The sequence below is a fragment of the Streptomyces sp. YIM S03343 genome, assembly GCF_054729195.1.
Map to the genome: position 1 here is coordinate 37,607 of NZ_JBPUKX010000003.1, position 25,674 is coordinate 63,280.

7 protein-coding genes and 2 pseudogenes are annotated in these 25,674 nt (G+C 71.8%); 6 read left to right on the forward strand and 3 right to left on the reverse strand.

Going from position 1 to position 25,674, the window contains the following annotated elements; all coding sequences use genetic code 11:
- Positions 1–273: 273 nt before the first annotated feature.
- From ACSYGN_RS40700 to ACSYGN_RS40710, 3 genes and pseudogenes are all read right to left on the reverse strand, one after another.
- A pseudogene (locus ACSYGN_RS40700) lies at positions 274–9,222 on the reverse strand (type I polyketide synthase); the annotation flags it as partial.
- 120 nt (positions 9,223–9,342) lie between these two features.
- Positions 9,343–18,495 (reverse strand): annotated as a pseudogene (locus ACSYGN_RS40705) (SDR family NAD(P)-dependent oxidoreductase); the annotation flags it as partial.
- 165 nt (positions 18,496–18,660) lie between these two features.
- Complete coding sequence (locus ACSYGN_RS40710; protein WP_460405906.1) at positions 18,661–19,530, reverse strand: 1,4-dihydroxy-6-naphthoate synthase; 870 nt, start codon at positions 19,528–19,530, stop codon at positions 18,661–18,663.
- A gap of 232 nt (positions 19,531–19,762) precedes the next feature.
- Here ACSYGN_RS40710 and mqnE point away from each other — a divergent pair, with 232 nt between their 5' ends.
- The 6 genes from mqnE to ACSYGN_RS40740 all read left to right on the forward strand — a co-directional run bounded on the left by mqnE (position 19,763) and on the right by ACSYGN_RS40740 (position 25,671).
- Positions 19,763–20,926, forward strand: coding sequence for an aminofutalosine synthase MqnE (mqnE, locus tag ACSYGN_RS40715; protein WP_460405908.1), 1,164 nt, complete (start codon positions 19,763–19,765; stop codon positions 20,924–20,926).
- Between the two features lie 117 nt (positions 20,927–21,043).
- Positions 21,044–21,346, forward strand: a complete 303-nt coding sequence (locus tag ACSYGN_RS40720; RefSeq protein ID WP_460405910.1) for a ferredoxin — start codon at positions 21,044–21,046, stop codon at positions 21,344–21,346.
- Between the two features lie 114 nt (positions 21,347–21,460).
- Positions 21,461–22,255, forward strand: coding sequence for a thioesterase II family protein (locus tag ACSYGN_RS40725; protein WP_460405912.1), 795 nt, complete (start codon positions 21,461–21,463; stop codon positions 22,253–22,255).
- Positions 22,256–22,362: 107 nt separating this feature from the next.
- Positions 22,363–23,268 (forward strand): menaquinone biosynthetic enzyme MqnA/MqnD family protein, encoded by a 906-nt coding sequence (locus ACSYGN_RS40730; protein WP_460405914.1) that lies wholly within the window; start codon positions 22,363–22,365, stop codon positions 23,266–23,268.
- 124 nt (positions 23,269–23,392) lie between these two features.
- A complete protein-coding gene (gene mqnC / locus ACSYGN_RS40735; protein ID WP_460405916.1) occupies positions 23,393–24,598 on the forward strand; it encodes a cyclic dehypoxanthinyl futalosine synthase in 1,206 nt (401 codons plus the stop codon).
- A 50-nt stretch (positions 24,599–24,648) separates the two neighbouring features.
- Positions 24,649–25,671, forward strand: a complete 1,023-nt coding sequence (locus tag ACSYGN_RS40740; protein ID WP_460405918.1) for an ATP-binding cassette domain-containing protein — start codon at positions 24,649–24,651, stop codon at positions 25,669–25,671.
- Positions 25,672–25,674 lie beyond the last annotated feature (3 nt).

A 25,674-nucleotide genomic window follows, 5' to 3' on the forward strand; every position in this document is an offset into this window, starting at 1 on the left:
TGACTGGTCCAGTTGTCGGCTGATGAGGTCGAAGAGTTCCTCGTCGGTCGCCTCGTCCAAGCGGTCGGCCATCGACATGCCGTCCGTGGAGGTGTCCGGGCCGGTGTCCGTGGTTTCCAGCCGGGTCAGGAGTGTCCTGAGGCGCGTCTTCAGAAGGGTCTGTGCGTCCGGGCCCGCCAGCATGATCTTCGCCACCGCGTTCTCGACCTCCGCCAGCAGCACCGCGGCGTTCTCCGGGCCGTCGCCGAACAACTCACCCGCCAGATGGCGGGCCAGGTCGGCCGGGGTGGGCCGGTCGAACGCCAGCGTCGTGGGCAGGCGCAGGCCCGTGTCCTGGGTCAGCCGGTCGCGCAGTTCCACGGCGGTCAGAGAGTCGAAGCCCATCTCCCGGAAGGCTCGGGTCGGTTCGATGCCCTGCACGCCGTCGTGGCCCAGGGCTGTTGCGGCGACCCTCCGTATGTGGTCCTGGAGGTGCTGGAGTCGTGCGTCGGCCGACAGTGTCGTCAGCTTCTCCACCAGCGGACTCACGCCACCGTCTCCGGCCGCTGGCCCCGTCGTCGGGCCCGGCGTGGGATCTGCCGCTTCCGGGAGCGCCGCGAGGAGCGGGCTCGGGCGGCGGCTCGTGAACGGCGGCAGGAATCGGCCCCAGTCCACATCGGCCACGATCACTGCCGTGTCGTCCAGTTCCAGGGCCCTGCCCAGTCCGGTCAGCGCGCGTTCCGGGGCCATCACCCTCAGGCCCCTGCGGGCCAGTTCGGCCGCCGCCTCCTCCGACACCATCCCTCCGCCTCCCCAGGGGCCCCAGGCGACGGCCGTCCCGGCCTGGCCTCGGGCACGGCGGCGTTCGACCAGCGCGTCCAGGTGGGCGTTGGCGGCCGCGTAGGCGGACTGGCCTCCGCTGCCCCATACGCCGGCGATGGAGGAGAAGCAGACGAAGGCGGTCAGGTCGCTGTCGCGGGTGAGGGTGTCCAGGTGGTCTGCCGCCGTGGCCTTTGCTGCCAGGACAGCCGCCGTGCGTTCGGGGGTCAGGCGGTCGATCAAGTCATAGTCGAGAATGCCCGCCGCGTGGAAGATCGCGTCCACCGGATGGTCGTGCAGGAGCGTCGCCACAGCGTCGCCGTCCGCCATGTCGCAGGCCACTACGGCCACCTCGGCACCCAGGGCCGCGAGTTCGGCCGTCAGGTCGGTGGCACCGGGGGCGGCCGGGCCTCGGCGGCTGGTCAGGGTGAGGTGGGTGGCGCCTCGGGCGATCAGCCAACGGGCCAGATGGGCGCCTACGCCTCCGGTACCGCCGGTGATCAGGACTCGCGCCGGTGCCTGCCAGGCCGCGTTCGCGTTCAGGGGTGCGGGGGCGTGGGCGAGGCGGCGGGCGTAGGCCTCGGAGTCGCGGACCGCTGCCTGGTCCTCCGTGCCGTCCGTCACGAGTGCGGCCACTGTGGCCAGGTTCGAGTCGGGTGTCGTGTCGATCAGGCCGCCCCAGCGGTCGGGGTGTTCCAGCGCCGCGACGCGGCCGAAGCCCCACAGGGCTGACTGAGCAGGGTCCACGACGGCCTCCGTGGCCGTTCCGGTGGCCACGGCTGACTGCGTGAGCAGCCAGAGGGGGGCCGTCAGATCGGCGTCGCCCAGGGACTGGACCAGGGTGAGGGCTGTGGTTGTGTCGGCAGAGCAGGCCAGTACCGCTGTGATCGGGGCTTCTGCCGTCGCTGCCTCGGCCAGGGTTCGGGTGAGGGTGACTCGGTCGGAATGTGGGTCGTAGGTGACGCGCTCGGTGCCGGGCAGGAACTCCTCGATGTCCGGGAGGAGTTCCTTCTCGCCGTCCGGCTGGAGCAGGAGTCGGCGTGCGGTGTCGGGGGTGGCGGGTGGGACCGTGATCTGCTCCCACTCGACGTGGTAGCGCCAGTCGTCGGTTCCTGGCTGTGCCGGCCTGGGCCAGTAGCGCTCGCGCTGGAAGGCGTATGTCGGCAAGTCGACCTTGCTGGCTCCGGTGCCGGTCAGGAGAGCCGGCCAGTCGACGGGCGCCCCGTACTCGAACGCCTTCGCCACGGCAGCTACGACCGCATCCGGCTCCGGACGGTCCTTGCGGAGGGTGGGGACGAGGAGCGCGTTCCGGCCTTCGGGGACGCTGGAGGCGGCGAGGGCGGTCAGGGTGCCGTCGGGGCCGAGTTCCAGGTAACGGGTCACTCCCTGGTCGTCCAGGGTTCGTACGCCGTCGGCGAAGCGGACCGCCTCGCGGACGTGCCGGACCCAGTACTCCGGTGACGCCAACTCCCCATCGGCTGCTGTCCGTCCGGTCACGTTCGACACGACCGGGATGACCGGCTCGCTGTACGTCACAGTCTTCGCGAGTGTGCGGAAGCCGGCGAGCATCGGGGTCATCAGGGGAGAGTGGAAGGCGTGGGAGACGCGGAGGCGGGTGGTGCGGCGGCCGAGCGTCGTCATCTCCTTCGCGATCGCCTCCGCTTCCGAGGCCGTGCCTGAAATCACCACGGAGCGGGGGCCGTTGATCGCCGCGATGGAGACTTCGTCCGTCAGCAGCGGCACGATCTCGTCCTCCGATGCTTCCAGGGCGAACATGGCGCCGCCGGTGGGCAGCTGCTGCATCAGGCGGCCACGGGCGGAGACTAAGCGGCAGGCGTCGCCGAGGGTGAGGACTCCGGCGACGTGTGCGGCGGCCAGTTCACCGACCGAGTGGCCGATCAGGAAGTCCGGACGGACACCCCACGATTCGAGGAGACGGAACAGCGCGACCTCCATCGCGAACAGGGCGGGCTGGGTCCAGCCGGTCCGGTTCAGCTCGTCGGCATCGGTGCCGAAGACGACCGGCTTCAGGTCGTTGTCGAGGTGTGCGCAGACGTCGTCGAAGGCGTCGGCGAAGACCGGGTAGACGTCGTACAGTTCCCGGCCCATACCCAGGCGCTGCGAGCCCTGGCCGGAGAAGAGGAAGGCGAGTTTGCCGTCACCCGCGGCGGCCGGTCGGGCCTCGCCCCGGGCCACGGCGGCCAGTCCGGCGAGCAGGTCCTCACGGCCGGTGCCGCGGATCACCGCGCGGTTCTCGAACGCGGTGCGGCTGGTGGCCAGGGACAGGCCGACGGCCACCGGATCGAGGCCGGGATGGTCCTGGAGGTGGGTGAGGAGGCGTGCGGCCTGGTCACGGAGGGCGTCCGCGCCCTGGCCCGACACCACCCACGGGACGAGGGGCACTTCCCCATCTGTCTCGGGCACAGCAACGGTTTCCCGCGGTGCCTGTTCCAGCACGATGTGGGCGTTGGTGCCGCTCAGCCCGAACGACGACACGCCCGCACGGCGCGGGCGGTCGCCCGTCTCCGGCCAGTCGACCGCCTCGGTCAGCAGCCGGACCTCGCCCGCCCCCCAGTCCACATGCGACGACGGCTCATCCACATGCAACGTCGCCGGGAGGACCCCGTTGCGCAGGGCCAGCACCATCTTGATCACACCCGCCACACCCGCAGCCGCCTGCGTGTGACCGATGTTCGACTTCACCGAGCCCAACCACAACGGCCGGTCCCCGGTCCGGTCCTGCCCGTAGGCGGCCAGCAGCGCCTGCGCCTCGATCGGATCACCCAACGCCGTACCCGTCCCGTGCGCCTCCACCGCATCCACATCACCCGGCATCAGCCCGGCACTGGCCAGGGCCGCCCGGATCACCCGCTGCTGGGAGGGCCCGTTCGGCGCCGTCAGACCGTTCGACGCACCGTCCTGATTGACCGCCGACCCCGCAACCACCGCCAGCACCGGATGCCCATTACGACGCGCGTCGGACAGCCGCTCCACCAGCAGCACACCCACACCCTCACCCCACCCCGTACCGTCCGCACCCTCCGCGAACGCCTTGCACCGCCCGTCCCCCGCCAGCCCACCCTGACGGCTGAACTCCACGAACGCACCCGGCGTCGACATCACCGTCACACCACCCGCCAACGCCAGATCACACTCACCCGTCCGCAACGACTGCGCGGCAAGGTGAAGAGCGACGAGGCTGGAGGAGCATGCCGTATCGACGGTGACGGCCGGGCCTTCGAGGCCCAGCACGTACGACACCCGCCCGGAGAACACGCTGGCCGCATTCCCCGTCCCCACATACCCCCCGAAATCCCCGTCAGCCAGCGACAGCAAGGCCGGATAGTCCTGACCGTTCGTCCCCGCGAACACGCCGGTCCGCGACCCCCTCAACACCCGCGGGTCGATCCGCGCCCGCTCCACCGCCTCCCACGAGGCCTCCAGCAGCAGCCGCTGCTGCGGATCCATCGCCAACGCCTCACGCGGCGACACACCGAAGAACCCCGCGTCGAACAACCCCACATCCGACAGGAACCCACCCACCCGGGCGAACGGCGTCCCCTCGTCCACGCCGTAGGACGAGCCGATCCCCTCCCAGCCTCGGTCCTCCGGGAACCCGACGATCCCGTCGCGCTCCTCCGACAGCAGCGCCCACAACCCCTCAGGAGACTCCACCCCACCCGGGAAACGGCACGCCATCCCCACGATCACCACAGGATCCGAGGACACCGCGCCGACACCCGGAAGCACCGGCGCCGCCACAACCGCGCCCCCCAACTCCCCATACAGGAATTCCCCCAGCGCCGCGGGCGTCGGATGGTCGAACACCACCGTCGCCGGCAACCGCACCCCGCACTCCGCCCCCAGCACATTCCGCAGCTCCACCGCGATCAGTGAGTCGACGCCCAGATCACGGAACGCCCGGTCGGCAGGCACCGACTCCGCACCCGCATACCCCAGCACCGCCGCCGCTCGCACCCGCACCAGGTCCATGGCGGCCCGGATCCCCGCCTCCCGGGGCAGGGAGCCGATGCTCGCGGCCAGACCCTCGCCACGGCCGGCCGCACCCGGCTGCCCCTCGTCCCCGGAACGGGACCCGGCCACAGCCTCCGGCAGGTCCCCAAGAAGCGCGCTCGACCGTGCCGTCGTGAACGCCGGAGCGAACCTCTCCCAGTCGATGTCCGCCACAAACTCGCAGGTCACGCCGGAGTCCAGTGCCGTCGCCAGAGCGGCCACGGCCAGATAGGGGTCCAGCGGCGTCACGGTGCCCCGGCCGTGCTTCCGGCCGCTCGAAACCGACTCGACCGGCGTGGCCATGCCACCGCCCGCCCACGGTCCCCAGGCCACGGACGTGGCCGTCAGCCCTTCGGCCCGCCGTCGCTCAGCGAGCGCGTCGAGGACGGCGTTGGCGGCTGCGTAGGCACCCTGTCCGGCATTGCCGAGCACCCCGGCGAGGGAGGAGAAGAGCACGAAGGCCGAGAGGTCACGGTCGCGGGTCAGCTCGTCCAGGTGCAGCGCTGCTTCGGACTTGGCTCGCATGACCTGCCGTACGCGTTCCACGTCCGCGCCGCCGAGTACGGCATCGTCGAGCACGCCGGCCGTGTGGAAGACGGCGTCCACGGTGTGCCGGGCCAGCAGCTCGGCGACCTCCTCCCGTACGGAGACGTCCACCGCCGCCAGCGTGACCCGCGCCGCGCCCAACGACCGCAGCTCCGCCTCCAGTTCGGCCGCACCCGGAGCCTCCGGGCCGCGCCTGCTGACCACGACCACCTCCTCGGCGCCCCGCTCGACCACCCACCGCGCCACCCGGGCGCCGATGGCCCCCGTGCCCCCGGTGATCAGCACCGGTCCACGTGGCTGCCAAGTCTCCTGCAAAGCCACCGCCGTCCTCGACAGCCGTCGTCCGAAGACCGCGGAGTCCCGGACTGCCACCTGGTCCTCGCCCGACTCCCCGGGAAGCGTGGTCAGAACGGCGGCCAGCCGCCCGATCTCGCGCTTGCCGAGCGTCTGCGGCAGGTCGACCGACCCGCCCCAGAGATCGGGGTGTTCCAGCGCGGCCACGCGGCCGAGCCCCCACACCGCCGCCTGCCCGGGCTCGGTCACAGCGTCCGAACGGCCCACCGACACCGCTCCGCTCGTCACCGACCAGACCACCGGGCCACCGGACAGACCGGCGTCCGCCAGCGCCTGGATCATCGTGACCGTGCCGGTCACCGCTCTGTCGCCGTCTCCGGCGAGCGGGAGCAGGGACAGCACCCCCTTGAACGGGCCGAACTCCTTGTCCGCCCGCGTAAGTTGAGCCGCCAAGTCGGCACGGCCGTCGGCCGACTCGATCTGGTGCAGGTCGAAGCCACAAGCTCGGAGCCCATCGAGTACGGCGTCGATCACAGACGTGTCCGCACCCGCGTCGCCCGCCCTCGGGACGATCACCAACCTGCGGCCGGACGGTGCCGCACCTCCCGTCGCCGTGACCTGGGTCAGCGGGCGCCAAGTGACGTCGTAGCGCCAGGAGTCGGTGATGTGCCGGTCGCTGCGCCTGCGGTGCCAGAGGGACAGCGCCGGGACGACCGCGTCCAGCGCTTCCCGGGTCACCTCCAGGTCGTCGGCCAGCGTCTCGATGTCCTGCCGTTCGACCGCTTCCCAGAACTCGGTGTCCACCACGGCGTGGGGATACCGGGCGGTCGCCCCGGGGGCAGGCTTCGGGCCCTGGGCGGAAGGGGCCAGCCAGTAGCGCTCCCGCTGAAAGGCGTACGTCGGCAGGTCCACGACGCTCTCACCGGTACCGGCGAAGAACTTCCGCCAGTCGACCGGGACGCCGTCCACGTGCAGTCGGGCCAAGCCCCGTAGGACCGCTGCCGGTTCGGCGCCCGTCTTGTGCAGCGTGGGTGAGAACAGCAACCCGTCCGCGTCACCGGACACGCACGACGCCGCCAACGCGGTCAGGGTGCCGTCGGGGCCGAGTTCCAGGAAGCGGGTCACGCCCTGCCCCTCCAGGGCCCGTACCCCGTCGGCGAAACGGACGGCCTCGCGGACGTGGCGCACCCAGTACTCCGGCGACGCCAACTCCCCATCACCAGCGACCCGTCCGGTCACGTTCGACACCACCGGGATGACCGGCTCGCCGTACGTCATGCTCTCCGCGACCGCACGGAACTCCGCCAGCATCGGCTCCATCAGCGGGGAGTGGAACGCGTGCGACACCCGTAGGCGGGTGGTACGGCGGCCGAGAGCAGCGATCTCTTCCGCGAGCACCGATCCAGCAGCCTCGGCACCCGAAATCACCACCGAGCGGGGACCGTTGACCGCCGCGATCGACACCCCGTCCGTCAGCAGCGGCGCAACCTCGTCCTCCGCCGCCTCCAGCGCGAACATCGCCCCGCCGGAAGGCAGCTCCTGCATCAGACGGCCACGGGCGGACACGAGACGGCAGGCATCGTCCAGCGACAACACCCCCGCCACATGCGCCGCCGCCAACTCCCCCACCGAATGCCCCACCAGGAAGTCCGGCCGCACACCCCACGACTCCACCAACCGGAACAACGCCACCTCGATCGCGAACAACGCAGGCTGCGCCCACCCCGTCCGGTTCAGCTCCTCGGCATCCGCACCGAACACGACCGACCTCAGGTCACCCTCCACCCAGGCGCACACCGCATCGAACGCCTCCGCGAACACCGGACAGGCGTCGTACAACTCCCGCCCCATCCCAACCCGCTGAGCCCCCTGCCCCGAGAACAGGAACGCGACCTTGCCCTCCTCACGGGCTCCCCGCCCCGTCACCACCTGCGGCGTCGACTCGCCCTCGGCCAGGTCGCGTACAGCACAAAGCAACGCATCGCGGTCGGCGCCCAGCGCTACCGCACGATGGTCGAAGACCGACCGTGTCGTCAACAGGGACCGCGCCACGTCCAGCGGATCGCCGCCCGGGTGCTCGGTAAGGAAGGCCGACAGGCTGCGGGCCTGGGCGCGCAGGGCCTGCGGGGTGCGGGCCGAGAGCAGCCACGGGATCACGGCCAAAGCAGTCGGCGACGCAGCCGTGCTGGCAGGCGTCGAGGTCGCTTCCGAACCCGCCGTCTCCTGTTCCAGCACCACATGCGCGTTCGTCCCGCTCACCCCGAACGCCGACACCGCCGCCACCCTCGGGCGGCCTGTCTCCGGCCACGCCCGCGCGCCGGTCAGCAGGCGTACCTCGCCCGCTTCCCAGTGGACGTGGGTCGAGGGCCGGTCGACATGCAGCGTGGCGGGCAGCACCCCGTGCCGTAGGGCCTCCACCATTTTGATCACGCCCGCGACGCCCGCCGCCGCCTGCGTATGACCGATGTTCGACTTCACGGAGCCCAGCCACAGCGGCTCGTCCCCGGACCGGTCCCTCCCGTACGTCGCCAGCAGTGCGTGGGCCTCGATCGGGTCGCCCAGCGCCGTGCCCGTTCCGTGGGCCTCCACCACGTCCACATCCGCTGCCGACAGGCCCGCATTGGCCAGCGCCGCCCGGATCACCCGTTGCTGCGAAGGGCCGTTGGGCGCCGTGAGGCCGTTGGACGCGCCGTCCTGATTGACGGCGGAGCCGCGCACCACCGCGAGCACCCGGTGCCCGTTGCGGCGGGCGTCGGACAGGCGCTCCACCAGCAGTACGCCGACCCCCTCGCCCCACCCGGTGCCGTCCGCGCTCTCCGCGAACGCCTTGCAGCGGCCGTCCCCGGCGAGCCCGCCCTGTCGGTCGAACTCGGCGAAGACGTCCGGCGTCGACATCACCGTCACCCCGCCCGCCAGGGCGAGGTCGCACTCACCCGTGCGCAGCGCCTGCACCGCCAGATGCAGTGCCACCAGCGACGACGAGCACGCCGTGTCCACGGTCACCGCCGGGCCCTCCAGGCCCAGCGTGTAGGACACCCGACCGGAGACCACGCTCGCCGCGTTGCCCGTCAGCAGGTGCCCCTCGATGCCTTCGGCGGCCTCAAAGGCCCCGGAGCCGTAGTTCTGGTTGCTGGATCCGATGAACACACCCGTACGGCTGCCGCGTACCGCCGACGCGTCGATGCCCGCCCGTTCCAATGCCTCCCACGACGCCTCCAGGGTGAGGCGCTGCTGCGGGTCCATCGCCAGGGCCTCACGGGGCGAGATGCCGAAGAAACCGGCGTCGAACTCCGCCGCGGTCGCGACGAATCCGCCGCGTAGGGCGGCCGGGTCGGTCGTCGAGGCGGTGAGGTCCCAGCCGCGGTCCGCCGGGAGCCCGGTCATCGCGTCCCGGCCCTCGGTCACCAACTGCCACAGGTCCTCGGGTGAGTTGACGTCCCCCGGGTAGCGGCAGGCCATGCCGATCACGGCGACGGGTTCGATCGCCGCGCGCACGAGGGTGTCGTTCTGCTTGCGCAGCCGCTCGTTCTCGAGCAGCGACGCACGCAGAGCCGCGACTACGCGTTCCTCGGAGGTGGGCATACTCAGCTCCACTGTTCTTGCTTCGGCATCGGTCTACGGCACGGTCTTCGGCACCGGTCTACGGCACCGGTCTACGGCGGGTGCTACGGCATATGTGTGGCAGGGCGGTCAGTGCGCCACGTCACCCAGGGCCAGTTGGACGAGGTCGTCGACGTCCATCACCTCGATCAGGTCGGTGGAGTCGTCCTCCGCGACTGGCTCCGACGGCTCGTCCGGCTCGGCCAGGGCCAGCAGCGCCGTCAGCAGACCGCTATCCCTCAGCCGCGCCAGCGGGACGGTCGACAGCTTTCTGCGCACCATCGCCTCGTCCCCGTCGGCCACGGATGCCACGGCCGCCAAGTCCTGTGTGTCGGGGAACAGTTCGGCGGACAGGAGATCGGCCAGGTGCCCGGGGGTCGGGTAGTCGTAGACGAGGGTGCTCGGCAGGCGCAGGCCGGTGTCCCGGCCAAGCCGGTTGCGGAGTTCCACGGCGGTCAGTGAGTCGAAGCCGATGTCCCGGAACGCCTGCGCGGGCGCCACGCCCTCGCCGTTCGCCCGGCCGAGCACCGCGGCGGCGCGGTCGCGTACGAGGTCCCGCAGCGCCGACTTGCGGTCGGCGGCGGAGAGTCCGGCCAGCCGGGCGCGCAGTTGCTCGGACGCGTCCGCGGCGCTCCTCTCCGGCGCCTTACCGGTCACCGGCTCCGCCGTGGCGGCGAGCGCGGAGAGCAGCGGGCTCGGGCGGCGGCTGGTGAACGTGGGCAGGAACCTCTCCCACTCCACATCCGCCACGACCACCGTCCCGTCGCCCACGTCCAGGGCGCGGCCGAGTGCGGTCAGTGCCCGGTCGGGGTCCATCACCCGCAGGCCCCGGCGGGCCAGGTCGGCCGCGCCGTCGTCCGTCACCATGCCGCCCCCGCCCCACGGGCCCCATGCCACAGCCGTACCGGCCAGACCGCGCGCCCGGCGGCCTTCGACCAGGGCGTCGAGCTGCGCGTTCGCCGCGGCGTACGCCGACTGGACGCCGCTGCCCCACACCCCTGCGATCGAGGAGAAGACGACGAAGGCGGACAGGTCCCGGTCGCCCAGCAGGGCGTCCAGGTGCGCGGCACCGGCCGCCTTCGCGCCCCATACGTCGTCGAGGTGCCGGTCGTCGGCCTCGTCGAGCGGCAGCGCATCACCCCGGCCCGCCGCGTGGAAGACGGCGTCGAAGTCGTACTCGTGCCGGTCCAGCAGTGCCTCTACGGCGGCTCGGTCCGCCATGTCGCATGCCTCTACGACGACTTCGGCGCCGGCGTCGCGCAGCCCGGCGGCGAGTTCGGCGGCGCCGGGCGCGTCCGTACCGCGGCGGCCGGCCAGGACCAGATCGCGGGCGCCGCGCCGTACCAGCCAGCGGGCGAGGTGTCCGCCGATGGCACCGGTACCGCCGGTCACCAGGATCCGGCCGCGCGGGATCCACGTCCGGACCGAGGCGGAGGGGGCCGGGGCAGGGGCGAGACGTCGTACGAGCGAGGCGCCGGGGCCGCCGCGTACGGCGATCTGGTCCTCCCCGGAGTGACCGGGGGCACCGGAGACACCTGAGAGTAGGGCCGCCGCGATCCCGGCCAAGGTGTCCCGGTCGGTCGGCTCGGAGTCCTTCGTGGCCGGTACGTCCACCAGGCCGCCCCAGCGGTCCGGGTGCTCCAGCGCGGCGACGCGGCCGAGGCCCCAGACCGCGGCCTGGGACGGATCGACGGCCGGATCCTCGCCGGGTGCGCCTGTTGCCACGGCTCCGCTCGTCACCACCCACAGGGGTGCCGTCAGGCTCGCGTCACCCATCGCCTGGATGAGCGCCGTCGTCGCCCGGACATCCCCGGCAGGGGCCAGGTACGACAGCACGCCGTCGATCAGGCCGCACTCCGCTGCCTGTGTCAGGACCCGCGCCAGCGAAGAGCGGTCCAGCGCGTCCGCCGGGCAGGTGAACCGGTCGACGCCGGGGACGAATTCCTCGATCCCGGCCAGTACGTCGCCGTAGGTGCCGGAGGGCTGGAGCAGGACCCAGCGGCCCGGCACCGTCGGCGCGGAAGATGTCGGGGTGGGCATCTGCTCCCAGGTGATCCGGTAGCGCCAGCCGTCGACCCGGGCGCGTTCTGCGGCACCCTGCGCGGGCTCGGGCCAGTACCTCTCACGCTGGAATGCATACGTCGGCAAGTCGACTTGCCGCCCTACGGGGGTGGCTCCGGCGCCCGTCAGGAACGCCGCCCAGTCGACGGGCACCCCGTGCTCGAACGCCTTCGCCAGAGCGGTTACGACCGTTTCGGGCTCGCGGCGGTCCTTGCGGAGGGTGGGTACGAAGACCAGGTCCACGTCGCCCGACACGCAGGACGCGGCCAGGGCGGTCAGGGTGCCGTCGGGGCCGAGCTCCAGGAAGCGGGTCACCCCCTGGTCCTCCAGGGTTCGTATCCCATCCGCGAAGCGGACCGCATCGCGGACGTGACGCACCCAGTACTCCGGCGACGACAACTCCCCGTCGCCCGCAAGCCGTCCGGTCACATTCGACACGACCGGGACAGCCGGCTCGCCGTACGACACCCCCTCCGCGACCGCACGGAAGTCCGCCAGCATCGGCTCCATCAACGGCGAGTGAAACCCATGCGACACACGGAGGCGGGTCGTACGGCGACCGAGAGCAGCGATCTCCTCCGCGAGTACCGATCCCGCCGCTTCCACACCCGAAATGACCACCGAACGCGGCCCGTTCACCGCCGCGATCGACACCTCGTCCGTCAGCAGCGGCACTACCTCGTCCTCCGCCGCCTCCAGCGCGAACATCGCACCACCGGGGGGCAGTTGCTGCATCAGTCGGCCACGGGCGGAGACCAGACGGCAGGCGTCGTCCAGCGACAGCACCCCAGCCACATGCGCAGCGGCCAGCTCACCGACCGAGTGCCCGACCAGGAAGTCCGGCCGCACACCCCACGAGTCGAGGAGCCGGAACAGCGCGACCTCGATCGCGAACAGCGCGGGCTGTGCCCAGCCGGTCCGGTTCAGCTCCTCGGCATCGGAGCCGAAGACAACCGACTTCAGATCGCCCTCCACCCGCGCGGCAACCTCGTCGAAGGCCTCCGCGAACACCGGACAGGCCTCATACAACTCCCGCCCCATCCCCACCCGCTGAGCCCCCTGCCCCGAGAACAGAAACGCGACCTTGCCCTCCCCCGCAGCACTCCCCACGGCAGCACTTCCCGCCGCCGTCCTCTCGCCCCCGGCCACCGCACCCAGCCCTGCAAGCAGTTCCTCCCGATCCACCCCCCGCACCACCGCACGGTGCTCGAAGACCGACCGCCCGGCAACCAGTGACCACGCCACATCAGCCGTATCCAGCTCCGGTCGGCCACCCACATGAGCCAGCAACCGCTGAGCCTGAGCCCGCAGCCCGGCCTGACTACGCCCCGACACCACCCACGGGACGACAGGCAGCGCCCCGGAAGCGGCACCCTCCGCTGCCCTCGGCGCCTCCTCCAGCACCACATGGGCGTTGGTCCCGCTGAACCCGAAGGCCGAGACCCCCGCCCGGCGCGGACGCTCGCCGGTGCCCGGCCACTCCACCGCCTCCGAGAGCAGCCGGACCTCCCCCGCCGTCCACTCCACATGCGACGACGGCTCGTCCACGTGGAGGGTCGCGGGCAGCACCCCGTGCCGCAGCGCCTCCACCATCTTGATCACGCCCGCCACACCGGCAGCCGCCTGCGTGTGCCCGATGTTCGACTTCACCGATCCGAGCCACAACGGCCGTTCGGCGTCCCGCCCTTGCCCGTACGTCGCGAGCAGCGCCTGCGCCTCGATCGGGTCACCCAGTGCCGTACCCGTACCGTGCGCCTCCACCGCGTCCACGTCACCCGGGGTCAGACCCGCCCTCGCCAGCGCGGCCCGGATCACCCGTTGCTGCGAAGGACCGTTCGGTGCCGTCAGGCCGTTGGACGCGCCGTCCTGGTTGACCGCGGAGCCGCGTACCACCGCCAGAACGGGATGGCCGTGCTTCCGCGCGTCGGACAGCCGCTCCACCAGCAGCACGCCGACACCCTCACCCCACCCGGTCCCGTCCGCGCCCTCCGCGAACGCCTTGCACAGGCCGTCCGCCGCGAGGCCGCCCTGCTTGCTGAACTCCACGAAGGCGGCCGGGGTCGACATCACCGTCGCCCCGCCGACCAGGGCCATCGAGCACTCCCCGGCGGTGAGCGCGCGGATGGCCCAGTGCAGGGCGACGAGGGACGCCGAGCACGCCGTGTCCACCGTCACCGCCGGGCCCTCCAGGCCGAGGACGTACGCGACGCGGCCCGAGACGACGCTCGCCGCGTTACCGGTGCCGAGGTAGCCCTCGGTGTCGGCGTCGGCAGTGTTGAGGATGTGGACGTAGTCCTGGCCGTTGGTGCCGGTGAACACACCGGTCCGTGAGCCACGCAGCGACCTGGGGTCGATGCCGGCCCGCTCGACCGCCTCCCACGAGGTCTCCAGCAGCAGCCGCTGCTGCGGGTCCATCGCGAGCGCCTCGCGCGGCGAGACACCGAAGAACTCCGTGTCGAACGATCCGGCATCCTTCAGGAAGCCGCCGCGGCGAGTGTATGTGGTGCCCGGGCGCCTCGCCTCGCGGTCGGGGTCGTAGAGGGAGGCCAGATCCCAGCCGCGGTCGGCCGGGAAGTCGGTGATGCCGTCCTCGCCCTTGAGGAGCATCTCCCACAGCTGCCCGGGACTCTCCACCCCGCCGGGGAAGCGGCAGCCCATGCCGATGATCGCGATCGGATCGTCGGCCGACTCCGAGCGTACGAGGGGCTGTTCGCTGACGGAATCCGTCGCCGCAGGGACGAGCCCGGCCAGGATCGCGTCGGCCACGGCGGCCGGACTCGGGTGGTCGAAGACCAAGGTCGCAGGGAGCGTGAGCCCGGTGGCGCGGGTGAGGGCGTTGCGCAGTTCGAGGGCGGTGAGCGAGTCGAAGCCCAGCTCGGCGAAGGGTCGGTCGGGGGCGATCGCGGCCTCACCGCTGTGGCCCAGGACGCCCGCGACCGTCGTACGGACCAGGGAGAGTACCGCCGCCTGCCGCTTCTCCTCCTGCAGGGCGGCCAGCGCGGCGGCGGCGTCCGCCGTAGTCGGGTCGTCAGCCGTGTACGCAGGGGCGGCGGGGCCGTTCAGGGACCGTAGGACCGGGGGCAGCGCGGCCGCGTTGCGGCGCAGCGCGGGCAGATCGACGCGCAGCGGCAGCAGGGTCCCGGTGGCGGGGGGCCGGGCGAGGCAGCGGTCGAGCAGGGCCAGCGCCTGCGCGGTGGGCAGGGCGCCGACTCCGCTGCGGTCGATACGGTCCCTCCGGGCGGAATCCAGGCCGCCGGTCATGGCGCTGTCCTCGGCCCACAGGCCCCAGCCGATGGCGAGGGCGGGGTGTCCGTTGTCGCGCAGGCGGGCGGCGTAGGCGTCGAGGAAGGAGTTGGCGGCGACGTAGTTGCCCTGGCCGGGGCCACCCAGTGCGGCAGCGGCCGAGGAGTAGAGGACGAAGGCCGACAGGTCCAGATCCGCGGTCAGTTCGTGCAGATTGACGGCGGCGTCCGCCTTGGGGCGCAGGACGGTGTCGAGGCGTTCGGGGGTGAGGGCGGTGACGACTCCGTCGTCCAGGACTCCGGCCGCGTGTACGACGGCTCCGAGCGGGTGGTCCTGCGGTACGGCCGCCAGGAGCGCGGCGAGGGCGTCCCGGTCGGCGGCGTCGCAGGCGGCCACGGTGACCTGTGCCCCCAACTCGGTGAGTTCGTCCACCAGTTCGTGGGCGCCGGGTGCGTCACTGCCGCGCCGACCGGCCAGCAGCAGATGCCGTACGCCGTGCTCGGCGACCAGATGCCGGACGGTGGCCGCGCCGACCGTGCCGGTGCCTCCGGTGACCAGGACCGTGCGGTCGGGGTCGAAGGACAGAGCTGGGGCCGGGGACGGGGTCGCGGCCGTCTGGGGTGCGGTGGCGGCTCGGGTGAGGCGGGGGACCAGGATCCGGCCGTTCCGGAGGGCGATGTCCGGCTCGCCGAAGCGAAAGGCCTCCGCTACCTGCGCCTCTTCCACCGGAGCGTCGTCCGCGTCCAGGAGCAGAAAACGCCCCGGGTTCTCCGCCTGTGCGCTGCGGACCAGGCCGCGTACCGCCGACGCGGGCAGGTCGGTGACCGTCTCCCCGTCGGCCGCCGCGACCGCGCCGGTCGTGAGGAACAGCAGGCGGGAGCCGGTGCAGCGGTCGTCCGCCAGCCAGGTCTGGAGCAGGGCGAGCGCGGTCGCGGTGGCCCCGTGGACGGCTTCGGCGCTCACGCCACCTGCCGTACGGACGGGCAGGGCGACGATCTCGGGCAGGGGGCCGCCGGACGACGCCAGACGGCCGCCGGACGACGCCAGGAGATCGCCGGACGACACCAGGAGGTCGTCCAGGGAGGCTACGACCCTCACCTCGGGTGCCGTCGGCAGCGCCGCCGCTTCCTGCGGAGGCGTCCATACGACGCTGAAGAGGTCGTCGGTCTCCGTCTCGCCGCCCCGGGTCGGCGCCCCCTCCCGGGGTACCGGGTCGAGCCAGTAGCGGCTGCGCTGGAAGGCGTACGTGGGCAGCGGGACCGGCGGGCGGGGGTCGGCCGGGATCACGGCCGCCCAGTCGACGGCGACGCCTCGTGTGTGCAGGGCGGCGATCGCGCCGAGCGCCGTGAGCGGCTCGGGGCGGTTCTTGCGGAGGGCGGGGGCGAAGAGGGTGTTCTCGTCCTCGGTGACGCAGGCCTGGGCGAGCGCGGTGAGGGTGGCATCGGGCCCCAGCTCGACAAAACGGGTCACGCCCTGTTCGGCGAGCGTCCGTACCCCGTCGGCGAAGCGGACGGCCTCGCGGACATGCCGGACCCAGTAGTCCGGTGACGCCAACTCGCCTGCTCCGGCGGGCTTTCCGGTCACATTCGACACGACCGGGATGCCCGGCTCGCCGTACGTCACGCTCTCCGCGACCGTGCGGAACTCTGCCAGCATCGGGTCCATCAGCGGGGAGTGGAAGGCGTGGGAGACGCGGAGGCGGGTGGTGTGGCGACCGAGAGAAGCGATCTGATCCGCGAGCACTGATGCCGCGTCCTCGGCGCCCGAAATCACCACGGAACGAGGGCCGTTGATCGCGGCGATCGACACGTCCGCCGTCAGTAGCGACGCCACCTCGTCCTCGGTGGCCTCCAGCGCGAACATCGCCCCACCGGCGGGAAGTTGCTGCATGAGGCGGCCACGCGCCAACACCAGACGACAGGCGTCGTCCAACGACAGGACCCCGGCCACATGCGCTGCCGCCAGCTCACCGACCGAGTGCCCGATCAGGAAGTCGGGCCGTACGCCCCACGATTCGACCAGCCGGAACAGCGCGACCTCGATCGCGAACAACGCGGGCTGCGTCCACCCCGTCCGGTTCAACTCATCGGCGTCCGCCCCGAAGACGACACCCTTCAGGTCACCGTCCACCCGCGCACACACCGTGTCGAAGGCTTCGGCGAACACGGGATAGGCGTCGTACAACTCCCGCCCCATCCCCACCCGTTGTGCCCCCTGCCCCGAGAACAGAAAGGCGACCTTCCCCCCGCCCCGCCGCGCCTTGCCCACCACGCTCTCCAGCGGCGCCGGTACATCGTCGCTGAGGGCCTTGAGCCCCCGGAGCAGGGTGGCGCGGTCCGCGCCGAGGACCACCGCGCGGTGTTCGAAGACGGAGCGGGTGGTGGCGAGAGCGTGGGCGACGGCGTGGACGACGGCGTGATCGTCGACGCGGCCGTCGGCGCCGCCGGGGTGGTTCTCCAGGTGGGTGAGCAGTGCCGCGGCCTGTGCCCGCAGCGCCTCGGGGGTCTGCCCGTACAGCAGCCACGGCACCACCGGCAGATTCGCACCATCCGTCGGTGCCGCCTGCGAGTCCTCGGTCGGCGCCTGCTCCACGATCACATGGGCGTTGGTCCCGCTGACCCCGAACGCGGACACGGCGGCCCGCCGGGGACGGTCGCCGGCGTCGGGCCAGTCGACCGAGTCGGTGAGGAGGCGGACGTTGCCGTCGGTCCAGTCGACGGTGGTGGACGGCTCGTCGACGTGCAGGGTGCGGGGCAGGACACCGTTGCGCAGCGCCATCACCATCTTGATGACGCCCCCGACACCCGCCGCCGCCTGGGTGTGGCCGATGTTGGACTTGAGCGAGCCGAGCCACAGCGGCCGGTCGGCGGGGTGCTCCTGGCCGTAGGTCGCGAGGAGGGCCTGGGCCTCGATGGGGTCGCCGAGCCGGGTGCCGGTGCCATGGCCCTCGACGGCGTCGACGTCGCCCGGCCGCAGTCCCGCGGCGGCCAGCGCGGCGCGGATGACGCGTTGCTGGGCGGGGCCGTTGGGAGCGGTGAGGCCGCTGCTGGCGCCGTCCTGGTTGACGGCGGAGCCGCGGATCACGGCGAGCACCTGATGCCCGTTGCGGCGGGCGTCGGACAGCCGCTCGAGGAGGACCATGCCGACGCCCTCGCCCCAGCCGGTGCCGTCGGCAGCCTCGGCGTAGGACTTGCAGCGGCCGTCGGCGGACAGTCCGCGCTGGCGGCTGAACTCCAGGAAGGTGACCGGGGTCGACATGACGGCGACGCCGCCCGCGAGGGCGAGGTCGCACTCGCCCGCGCGCAGCGCCTGCGCCGCCAGATGCAGGGCGACCAGCGACGACGAGCACGCCGTGTCGACGGTGATCGCCGGTCCTTCGAGGCCGAAGGTGTAGGCGATACGGCCGGAGGCGATGCTGGCGGCGCTGCCGTTGCCGATATAGCCGTCGAGGCCCTCGGGGGGCTCGGGGAAGCGGGAGCCGTAGTCGTTGTACATGACGCCGGCGAACACGCCGGTCGAGCTGCCGCGCAGGTCGGCGGGGCGCAGTCCGGCGCGTTCCATGGCCTCCCAGCCGACCTCCAGGAGGAGGCGCTGCTGGGGGTCGGTGGCGAGGGCCTCGCGGGGTGACATGCCGAAGAACCCGGCGTCGAAGTCGGCGGCGTCGTGCAGGAAGCCACCCTCGCGGGTGTAGCAGGTGCCGGGGCGGTCGGGGTCGGGGTCGTAGAGGCCGGCCACGTCCCAGCCGCGGTCCTCGGGGAAGCCGGAGACGGCATCGGCGCCGGTGTCGACGAGTCGCCAGAGGTCCTCGGGGGTGCGTACGCCGCCGGGGTAGCGGCAGGCCATGGAGACTACGGCGACGGGTTCCGTGGCCCGTGACTCGACCTGGCGCAGCCGGGTGCGGGTGCGTTGGAGGTCTGCGGTGACGCGCTTCAGGAAATCGCGGAGCTCGCGAATGGTGTCGTCGCTCACGGTCGGTTCCCTTCGACAGCGGGTCCATCGTTCTCGCCGATTATGCGAACGGCCGTACGGGGCCCCGGACATGCTCCGACCAGCTCTAAGCGAACCCCTAGTGCTGGGCGGTCCCTGCGTGCGGCAGACCTGCCGCTACGAGGCGGCGGCCCCCGGGAAGTCCAGGGCGCCCTCCGGCACGGCGGGCAGCAGTCCCTGCTCCGCGCTCCGGTCGAGCAACGCCCGTACGGCGGCCCGCCCTTCGTCGCCGAGGTCCGCGGTGAACGAGTTGACGTACAGGTCGATGTGCTGGTCGACGACGTTCGTCGCCAGTTCCTGGGCGTGCTCCAGGACGTACGGCCTGGAGGCGGCGGGGCTGGACCAGGCGGCCTGTGCGGACGCCCGTACGGCGTCGGCGAGTTGGGTGAGCCGCCGGGTGCCGAGGCTGCGGCGGGCGATGATCGCGCCCAGCGGGATGGGCAGCCCGGTGTCCTTCTCCCACTCCTCGCCGAGGTCGGTGAGGCAGTGCAGTCCGTAGTGGCCGTAGGTGAAGCGGGCCTCGTGGATGACGAGTCCGGCGTCGACCTCGCCGTCGCGGACGGCGGGCATGATCTCGTGGAACGGCATGACGACCGTCTCGCCGACGCCGCCGGGCGCGGCGCGGGCGGCCCAGAGGCGGAACAGCAGGTACGCCGTGGAGGTGGTGCTCGGTACGGCGACCCGGGCGCCGGCGAGGGCGTCGGCCGGGTCGGTGGCCCGACGGCCGAGGACGAGCGGTCCGCAGCCACGGCCGACGGCGCCGCCGCAGGGCAGCAGGGCGTAGTCGCCGAGGACGTGCGGCAGGACGCCGTAGGACACCTTGAGGACGTCGAGTGCGGCGCGGCGGGCGAGGCCGTTGGTGATGTCGATGTCGGCGATCCTGAGGTCGGTCTCGGGGGCGCCGGGCAGCAGGCCGTGCGTAAGGGCGTGGAAGACGAAGGTGTCGTTCGGGCACGAGGAGTGCGCCAGGGTCAGTCGTGACGTCATGCTGCCCGCCTCATTCTGTTCGCTGCTCGGTTCGACTGCGCGCTTGGTGACCTCCAGGAAACCCGTGATGGATGTGGGGTTTTCCCCAGACTGCCCTCCGCGACTATGAGGGGGCCTCATCCGAAGCGGCCGAATTCCACCGGATCCGCCGATCCGCCGGATCCACCGCACCCATCGCCATCCACCGCATGTACGTGTGCCGCCAGGCACTGACCGAGGAGGTTCCCCGGTAATGGACGCTGGGCTCAAGCGTGAGCTGGAGGAGAAGGTCTACTCCGGTGAGCGGCTGTCCCGTGAGGACGGTCTCGCGTTGTACGAGTCGGACGACCTGGCCTGGCTGGGCGGTCTCGCGCATCACCGGCGGGCCGCCAAGAACGGCGACGTGGTCCACTTCAACGTCAACCGCCACCTCAACATGACCAATGTGTGCACCGCGTCGTGCGCCTACTGCTCGTTCCAGCGCAAGCCGGGCGAGACGGACGCGTACACGATGCGCATCGAGGAGGCCGTGCGGCTGGCCAAGGCGATGGAGAGCGAGCACCTCTCGGAGCTGCACATCGTCAACGGGCTGCACCCGTCGCTGCCTTGGCGCTACTACCCGCGGTCGCTGCGGGAGCTGAAGAAGGCGCTGCCGAACGTCTCCATCAAGGCGTTCACAGCGACCGAGATCCACCACTTCGAGACCATCTCAGGGCTGCCCGCGTCGGACGTCCTCGACGAACTGATCGACGCGGGGCTGGAGTCGCTGACCGGCGGCGGCGCGGAGATCTTCGACTGGGAGGTGCGGCAGCACATCGTGGACCACCGCACCCACTGGGAGGACTGGTCCCGTATCCACCGGCTGGCGCACCAGAAGGGCCTCAAGACGCCCTGCACCATGCTCTACGGCCACATCGAGGAACACCGGCACCGGGTCGATCACGTCCTGCGGCTGCGTGAGCTCCAGGACGAGACCGGCGGGTTCCAGGTCTTCATCCCGCTGCGCTACCAGCACGACTTCGTCGACATGAAGGACGGCAAGGTCCGCAACAGGCTCCAGGCACGGACCACCATGGCCACGGGCGCCGAGGCCCTGAAGACCTTCGCGGTCTCCCGCCTCCTCTTCGACAACGTGCCGCACGTCAAGGTCTTCTGGGTGATGCACGGTCTGCACACGGCCCAGCTCGCCCTGCAGTTCGGCGCGGACGACATGGACGGATCGGTCGTCGAGTACAAGATCACCCATGACGCGGACAACTACGGCACGCCGAACAAGCTGACCCGCGACGACCTCCTCGACCTCATCCGCGACGCCGGCTTCCGGCCCGTGGAGCGCAATACGCGCTACGAGATCATCCGCGAGTACGACGGCCCGGACCCGGCCCGCCGAGACGCGCCGCAGCCGATGCGGGTCTGAAGCCCCCGCCAGGGAGAGCTCCTGTCCGGGAGGGCTCCCGTCCCCTCCGGGAGGGCTCCCGCTCTTCACCTTCACTCCCCCACGACCGAACCCGGCAGTGCAGACAGGCAGGTGGACATGTCCCCGCAGACGAGCGACGAGCAGGGCTACGAGGTCTGGATCGACCACGACCTGTGCACCGGCGACGGCATCTGCGCCCAGTACGCGCCCGAGGTCTTCGAACTGGACATCGACGGCATCGCCTATGTCAAGGACGAGGACGACGAACTCCTCCAGCAGCCCAAGGCCAGCACCCGGGTGCCGCTCCAGCTGCTCCAGGACGTCACCGACTCGGCCAAGGAGTGCCCCGGCGAGTGCATCCACGTACGGCGCGCCGATGACGCCGTAGAGGTGTGGGGGCCGGACGCGCAGAGCGCCTGACGGCGCCCGACCGCGTCTGCCCCAGACCCCGAACCCGGCCCCCGGCCCCCGTTCCTGGCCCCCGTTCCTGGCCCCGGTACCTGGCCCCGGACCCTGGAAGGACATCCGCGTCCCATGAGTACAAGCCTCCCGAGTGCCCTGCGTCCCCCGAGTTCCCGGGACGATCTGTGGATCCGCAGTTTCCGTCCCGCTCCCGACGCGCCGGAGCGGCTGGTGTGCTTCCCGCACGCGGGAGGCTCCGCCAGCTTCTATCTGCCGGTCGCCACGGCTCTCAGCCCCCGTATCGACGTGGTCGCCGTGCAGTACCCCGGACGGCAGGACCGGCGCGGCGAACCCGGGCTGACGTCGATCGCGGAGCTCGCCGACCGGATCGCCGAGACGCTCTACGGCTGGGACGACAAGCCGCTGACCTTCTTCGGGCACAGCATGGGCGCGGTGGTGGCCTTCGAGGTCGCCCGGCGCCTGGAGCGGTCCGGCACCGGTCCGGTACGGCTGTTCGCGTCGGGACGCCGGGCGCCGTCCCGCACCCGTGACGAGCGCACCCACACCCTCGGCGACGACCGGCTGATCGCCGAGATCCGCACACTCAGCGGCACCGACTCCCGGTTCCTGGACAACGAGGAGCTGCTGCGCATGGTGCTGCCCGCGATCCGCAGCGACTACACGGCCGTGGAGACCTATCTGGCCGCGCCGGACGACACCGTGCGCTGCCCGGTGACGGTCCTGACCGGCGACGACGACCCCAAGACGTCGATCGACGAAGCCCGCGCCTGGGAGGGTCACACCCTCGGCGGCAGCGAGCTGCATGTCTTCCCCGGCGGCCACTTCTATCTCACCGAGCGCGCGGCGGACGTCCTCGCCGTCCTCACCGAGCACTTCACCACCGCGTCGGCCGTCCGGGGGGCGTAGCCGAGGCGGCGGGTCTCTCCGACCGCCGCTGTACGCCGACGACCCACCCCCCTTGAACCGCTGAACCGCTGAACCGCCCGACAGAAACGTCACGGGAGCGCCCAGAGATGACCGAACAACTCGTCGCCGCAGCACCCTCGCCCGCGCTGCGCGGCAAGCGCCGCCGCCCCCGCGTCGGGCACATCCAGTTTCTCAACTGCCTGCCGCTGTTCTGGGGGCTGGCCCGCACCGGCAGCCTGCTCGGCCTGGATCTGCACACGGACAGCCCGGACGGCCTCAACGAGGCGCTTGCGGTCGGCGATCTCGACATGGGGCCGATCAGCCTGGTCGAGTTCCTGCGCAACGCCGACGAGTTGGTGGCGCTGCCCGACATCGCTGTCGGCAGTGACGGCGACGTGATGTCCTGCCTGATCCTCAGCGAGGTCCCGCTGGACCAGCTCGACGGTGAGCGGGTGGCGCTCGGTTCGACGAGCCGGACCTCGGTGCGGCTGGCCCAGTTGCTGCTGGAGGAGCGGGTGGGGGTGCGGCCCGAGTACGTCGTCCACGCGCCCGACCTGCGCGCGATGATGGCCGACGCGCGCGCCGCCGTGATCATCGGCGACGTCGCGCTGAGCGCCGCCCTGTACGAGGCTCCGCGGCTCGGTCTCCAGGTGCACGACCTGGGCCGGATGTGGAAGGAGTGGACCGGACTCCCGTTCGTGTTCGCCGTGTTCGCCGCGCGCCGTGACTTCCTCGCCCGCGAGCCCGAGCTGGTCCGCAGTGTCCACGCCGATCTGCTGGCCTCCCGGGATCTGTCGCTGCGGGAGGTGAACGCGGTGAGCGAACAGGCCGCGCAGTGGGAGGAGTTCGATGCGGCGACTCTGGAGCAGTACTACACGACGGCGCTGGACTTCCGGCTCGGCGCCGAACAGCTCGCCGGCATACGGGAGTTCGCCCGCCGGGTCGGCGGCGCGGGCGCGGGCTTCCCGCCCGATGTGACCGTACGCCTGCTGGAGGCCGTCGGCGCCGAGTGAGGCCGCCGACGGCGGCAACCGGATCCGACTCCCGTGGCCTCCGTCTCCCGTCGCCTCGCCTCGCCTCCGTACGACTGCTCCCGCTCGACCGAGATCCCACCCACGCCCCGGAAAGGCCGGCACCATGTCCCGACCGACCCCGTCCACACTCCAGTCCGTGCTCGACCGTGCCGCCGACGGCGGGCGGATCACGCCTCAGGAGGCGCTCGCCCTCTACCGTGACGCCCCGCTGCACGCCCTCGGCGCCGCCGCCGACACCGTGCGCCGCCGCCGGTACGCGGGCAGCGAGCACATCGCGACGTACATCATCGAGCGGAACATCAACTACACCAACGTGTGCGTCACCGCGTGCAAGTTCTGCGCCTTCTACGCGGCCCCCAAGGACACCGCCAAGGGCTGGAGCCGCGACCTGGACGACATCCTGCGCCGCTGCGCGGAGACCGTCGAACTCGGCGGCACCCAGATCATGTTCCAGGGCGGCCACCACCCCGACTACGGCGTCGAGTACTACGAGAAGAACTTCACCGCCATCAAGAGGAACTTTCCGCAGCTGGTCATCCACTCCCTCGGCGCCTCCGAGGTCGAGCACATGGCCCGCATCTCCGGAGTGTCGGTCGAGGAGGCCATCTCCCGTATCCACGCCGCCGGACTGGACTCCTTCGCCGGCGCGGGCGCCGAACTCCTGCCCGCCCGGCCGCGGAAGGCGATCGCGCCGCTGAAGGAGAGCGGCGAGCGCTGGCTGGAGATCATGGAGATCGCCCACAACCTCGGCGTCGAGTCCACGACCACCATGCTGATGGGCACCGGCGAGACCAACGCCGAACGCATCGAGCACCTGCGGATGATCCGCGATGTGCAGGACCGCACGGGCGGCTTCCGCGCGTTCATCCCGTACACGTACCAGCCGGAGAACAACCACCTCAAGGGCCGCACCCAGGCGACCGTCTTCGAGTACCTGCGCATGATCGCCGTCGCCCGCCTCTTCCTCGACAACGTCCAGCACATCCAGGGCTCCTGGCTCACCACCGGCAAGGAGATCGGTCAGCTCACCCTGCACTACGGCGCGGACGATCTCGGCTCCGTGATGCTGGAGGAGAACGTGGTCTCCTCCGCCGGTGCCAAGCACCGCTCCAATCTGATGGAGCTGATCACGCTGATCCGCGGCGCCGGACGGGTGCCCGCGCAGCGCTCCACGACGTACGAGTACCTCGCGGTGAACGACGACCCGGCGAACGACCCCGTCGACGAGCGGATCGTCTCGCACATCTCGTCCGTGGCGATCGAGGGCGGCACCGCGCACCCCGAGCTGAAGCTGATCGCGGCGAACTGAGCGCCCGCCGACCCCTTGAACGCGGCAAGCACAGACAGGACGGAGAAGCCATGCCGGGCGCCATCCACGCCGAGGGCCTAGTCAAGACCTTCGGGGAGCTCCGGGCCCTCGACGGAGTCGATCTCACGGTCCCGGAGGGCAGTGTGCTGGGGTTGCTCGGCCCCAACGGTGCGGGCAAGACCACCACCGTCCGGGTGCTCACCACCCTGCTGCGGCCGGACGCGGGCACCGCCACGGTCGCGGGCCACGACGTGGTCCGCACCCCGGACCTGGTGCGCCGCTCCATCGGACTCTCCGGTCAGTTCGCCGCCGTCGACGACCGGCTGACGGGCCGTGAGAACCTGCGCATGTTGGGCGAGTTGTACGGCATGCGGCCCCGCGCGGCACGGCAGCGCGCCGAGGAACTGCTCGCCCAGTTCGAGCTGACCGGTGCCGCCGACCGTATGTCGAGCACCTACTCCGGCGGGATGCGCCGCCGTCTCGACCTCGCCGGTGCACTGGTGGTCCGGCCGCCGGTGATGTTCCTCGACGAGCCGTCGGTGGGGCTCGACCCCACCAGCCGTCTGATGCTGTGGGACGCCATCGACCGCCTGGTCGGCGAGGGCACCACCCTGCTGCTGACCACGCAGTATCTGGAGGAGGCCGACCGGCTGGCGCAGGACATCGCCGTCGTCGACCAGGGCCGGATCATCGCCCACGGCACGCCGCGCGAGCTCAAGAACCGCACCAGCCGCCAGCATATCGAGATCGTCGTGGAGCGCGGCGAGCAGATCGACGGCGCCGCCGGCACTCTGGCCCGCTTCAGCACCCACGCCCCGGATGTGGACCGGGCCAGGCTGCTGGTCTCCGCGCCGGTGGAGGGCGGTGTCCGGCTGCTGACCGAGGTGGTCCGCGCCCTGGACGGCGCCGGGATCGAGATCAGCGACATCAGTCTGCGCCGCCCGACCCTCGACGAGGTGTTCCTGGCCCTGACGGAACCGGGCCGCGTGGACGCCGAACCGGCCCCTGCCCCCGCCCCTGCCGCGGCGGGCCCCGCGCTGGCGGTCGCCGGTGCGTCCAGCGAGAAGGAGTGACGA

Coding starts and splice junctions, on each gene's coding strand:
- ACSYGN_RS40725 (WP_460405912.1), top strand. CDS start 21,461: ATGAGTACAAGCCTCCCGAGTGCCCTGCGTCCCCCGAGTTCCCGGGAC.
- ACSYGN_RS40740 (WP_460405918.1), top strand. CDS start 24,649: ATGCCGGGCGCCATCCACGCCGAGGGCCTAGTCAAGACCTTCGGGGAG.
- ACSYGN_RS40710 (WP_460405906.1), bottom strand. CDS start 19,530: ATGACGTCACGACTGACCCTGGCGCACTCCTCGTGCCCGAACGACACC.
- ACSYGN_RS40730 (WP_460405914.1), top strand. CDS start 22,363: ATGACCGAACAACTCGTCGCCGCAGCACCCTCGCCCGCGCTGCGCGGC.
- ACSYGN_RS40720 (WP_460405910.1), top strand. CDS start 21,044: ATGTCCCCGCAGACGAGCGACGAGCAGGGCTACGAGGTCTGGATCGAC.
- mqnE (WP_460405908.1), top strand. CDS start 19,763: ATGGACGCTGGGCTCAAGCGTGAGCTGGAGGAGAAGGTCTACTCCGGT.
- mqnC (WP_460405916.1), top strand. CDS start 23,393: ATGTCCCGACCGACCCCGTCCACACTCCAGTCCGTGCTCGACCGTGCC.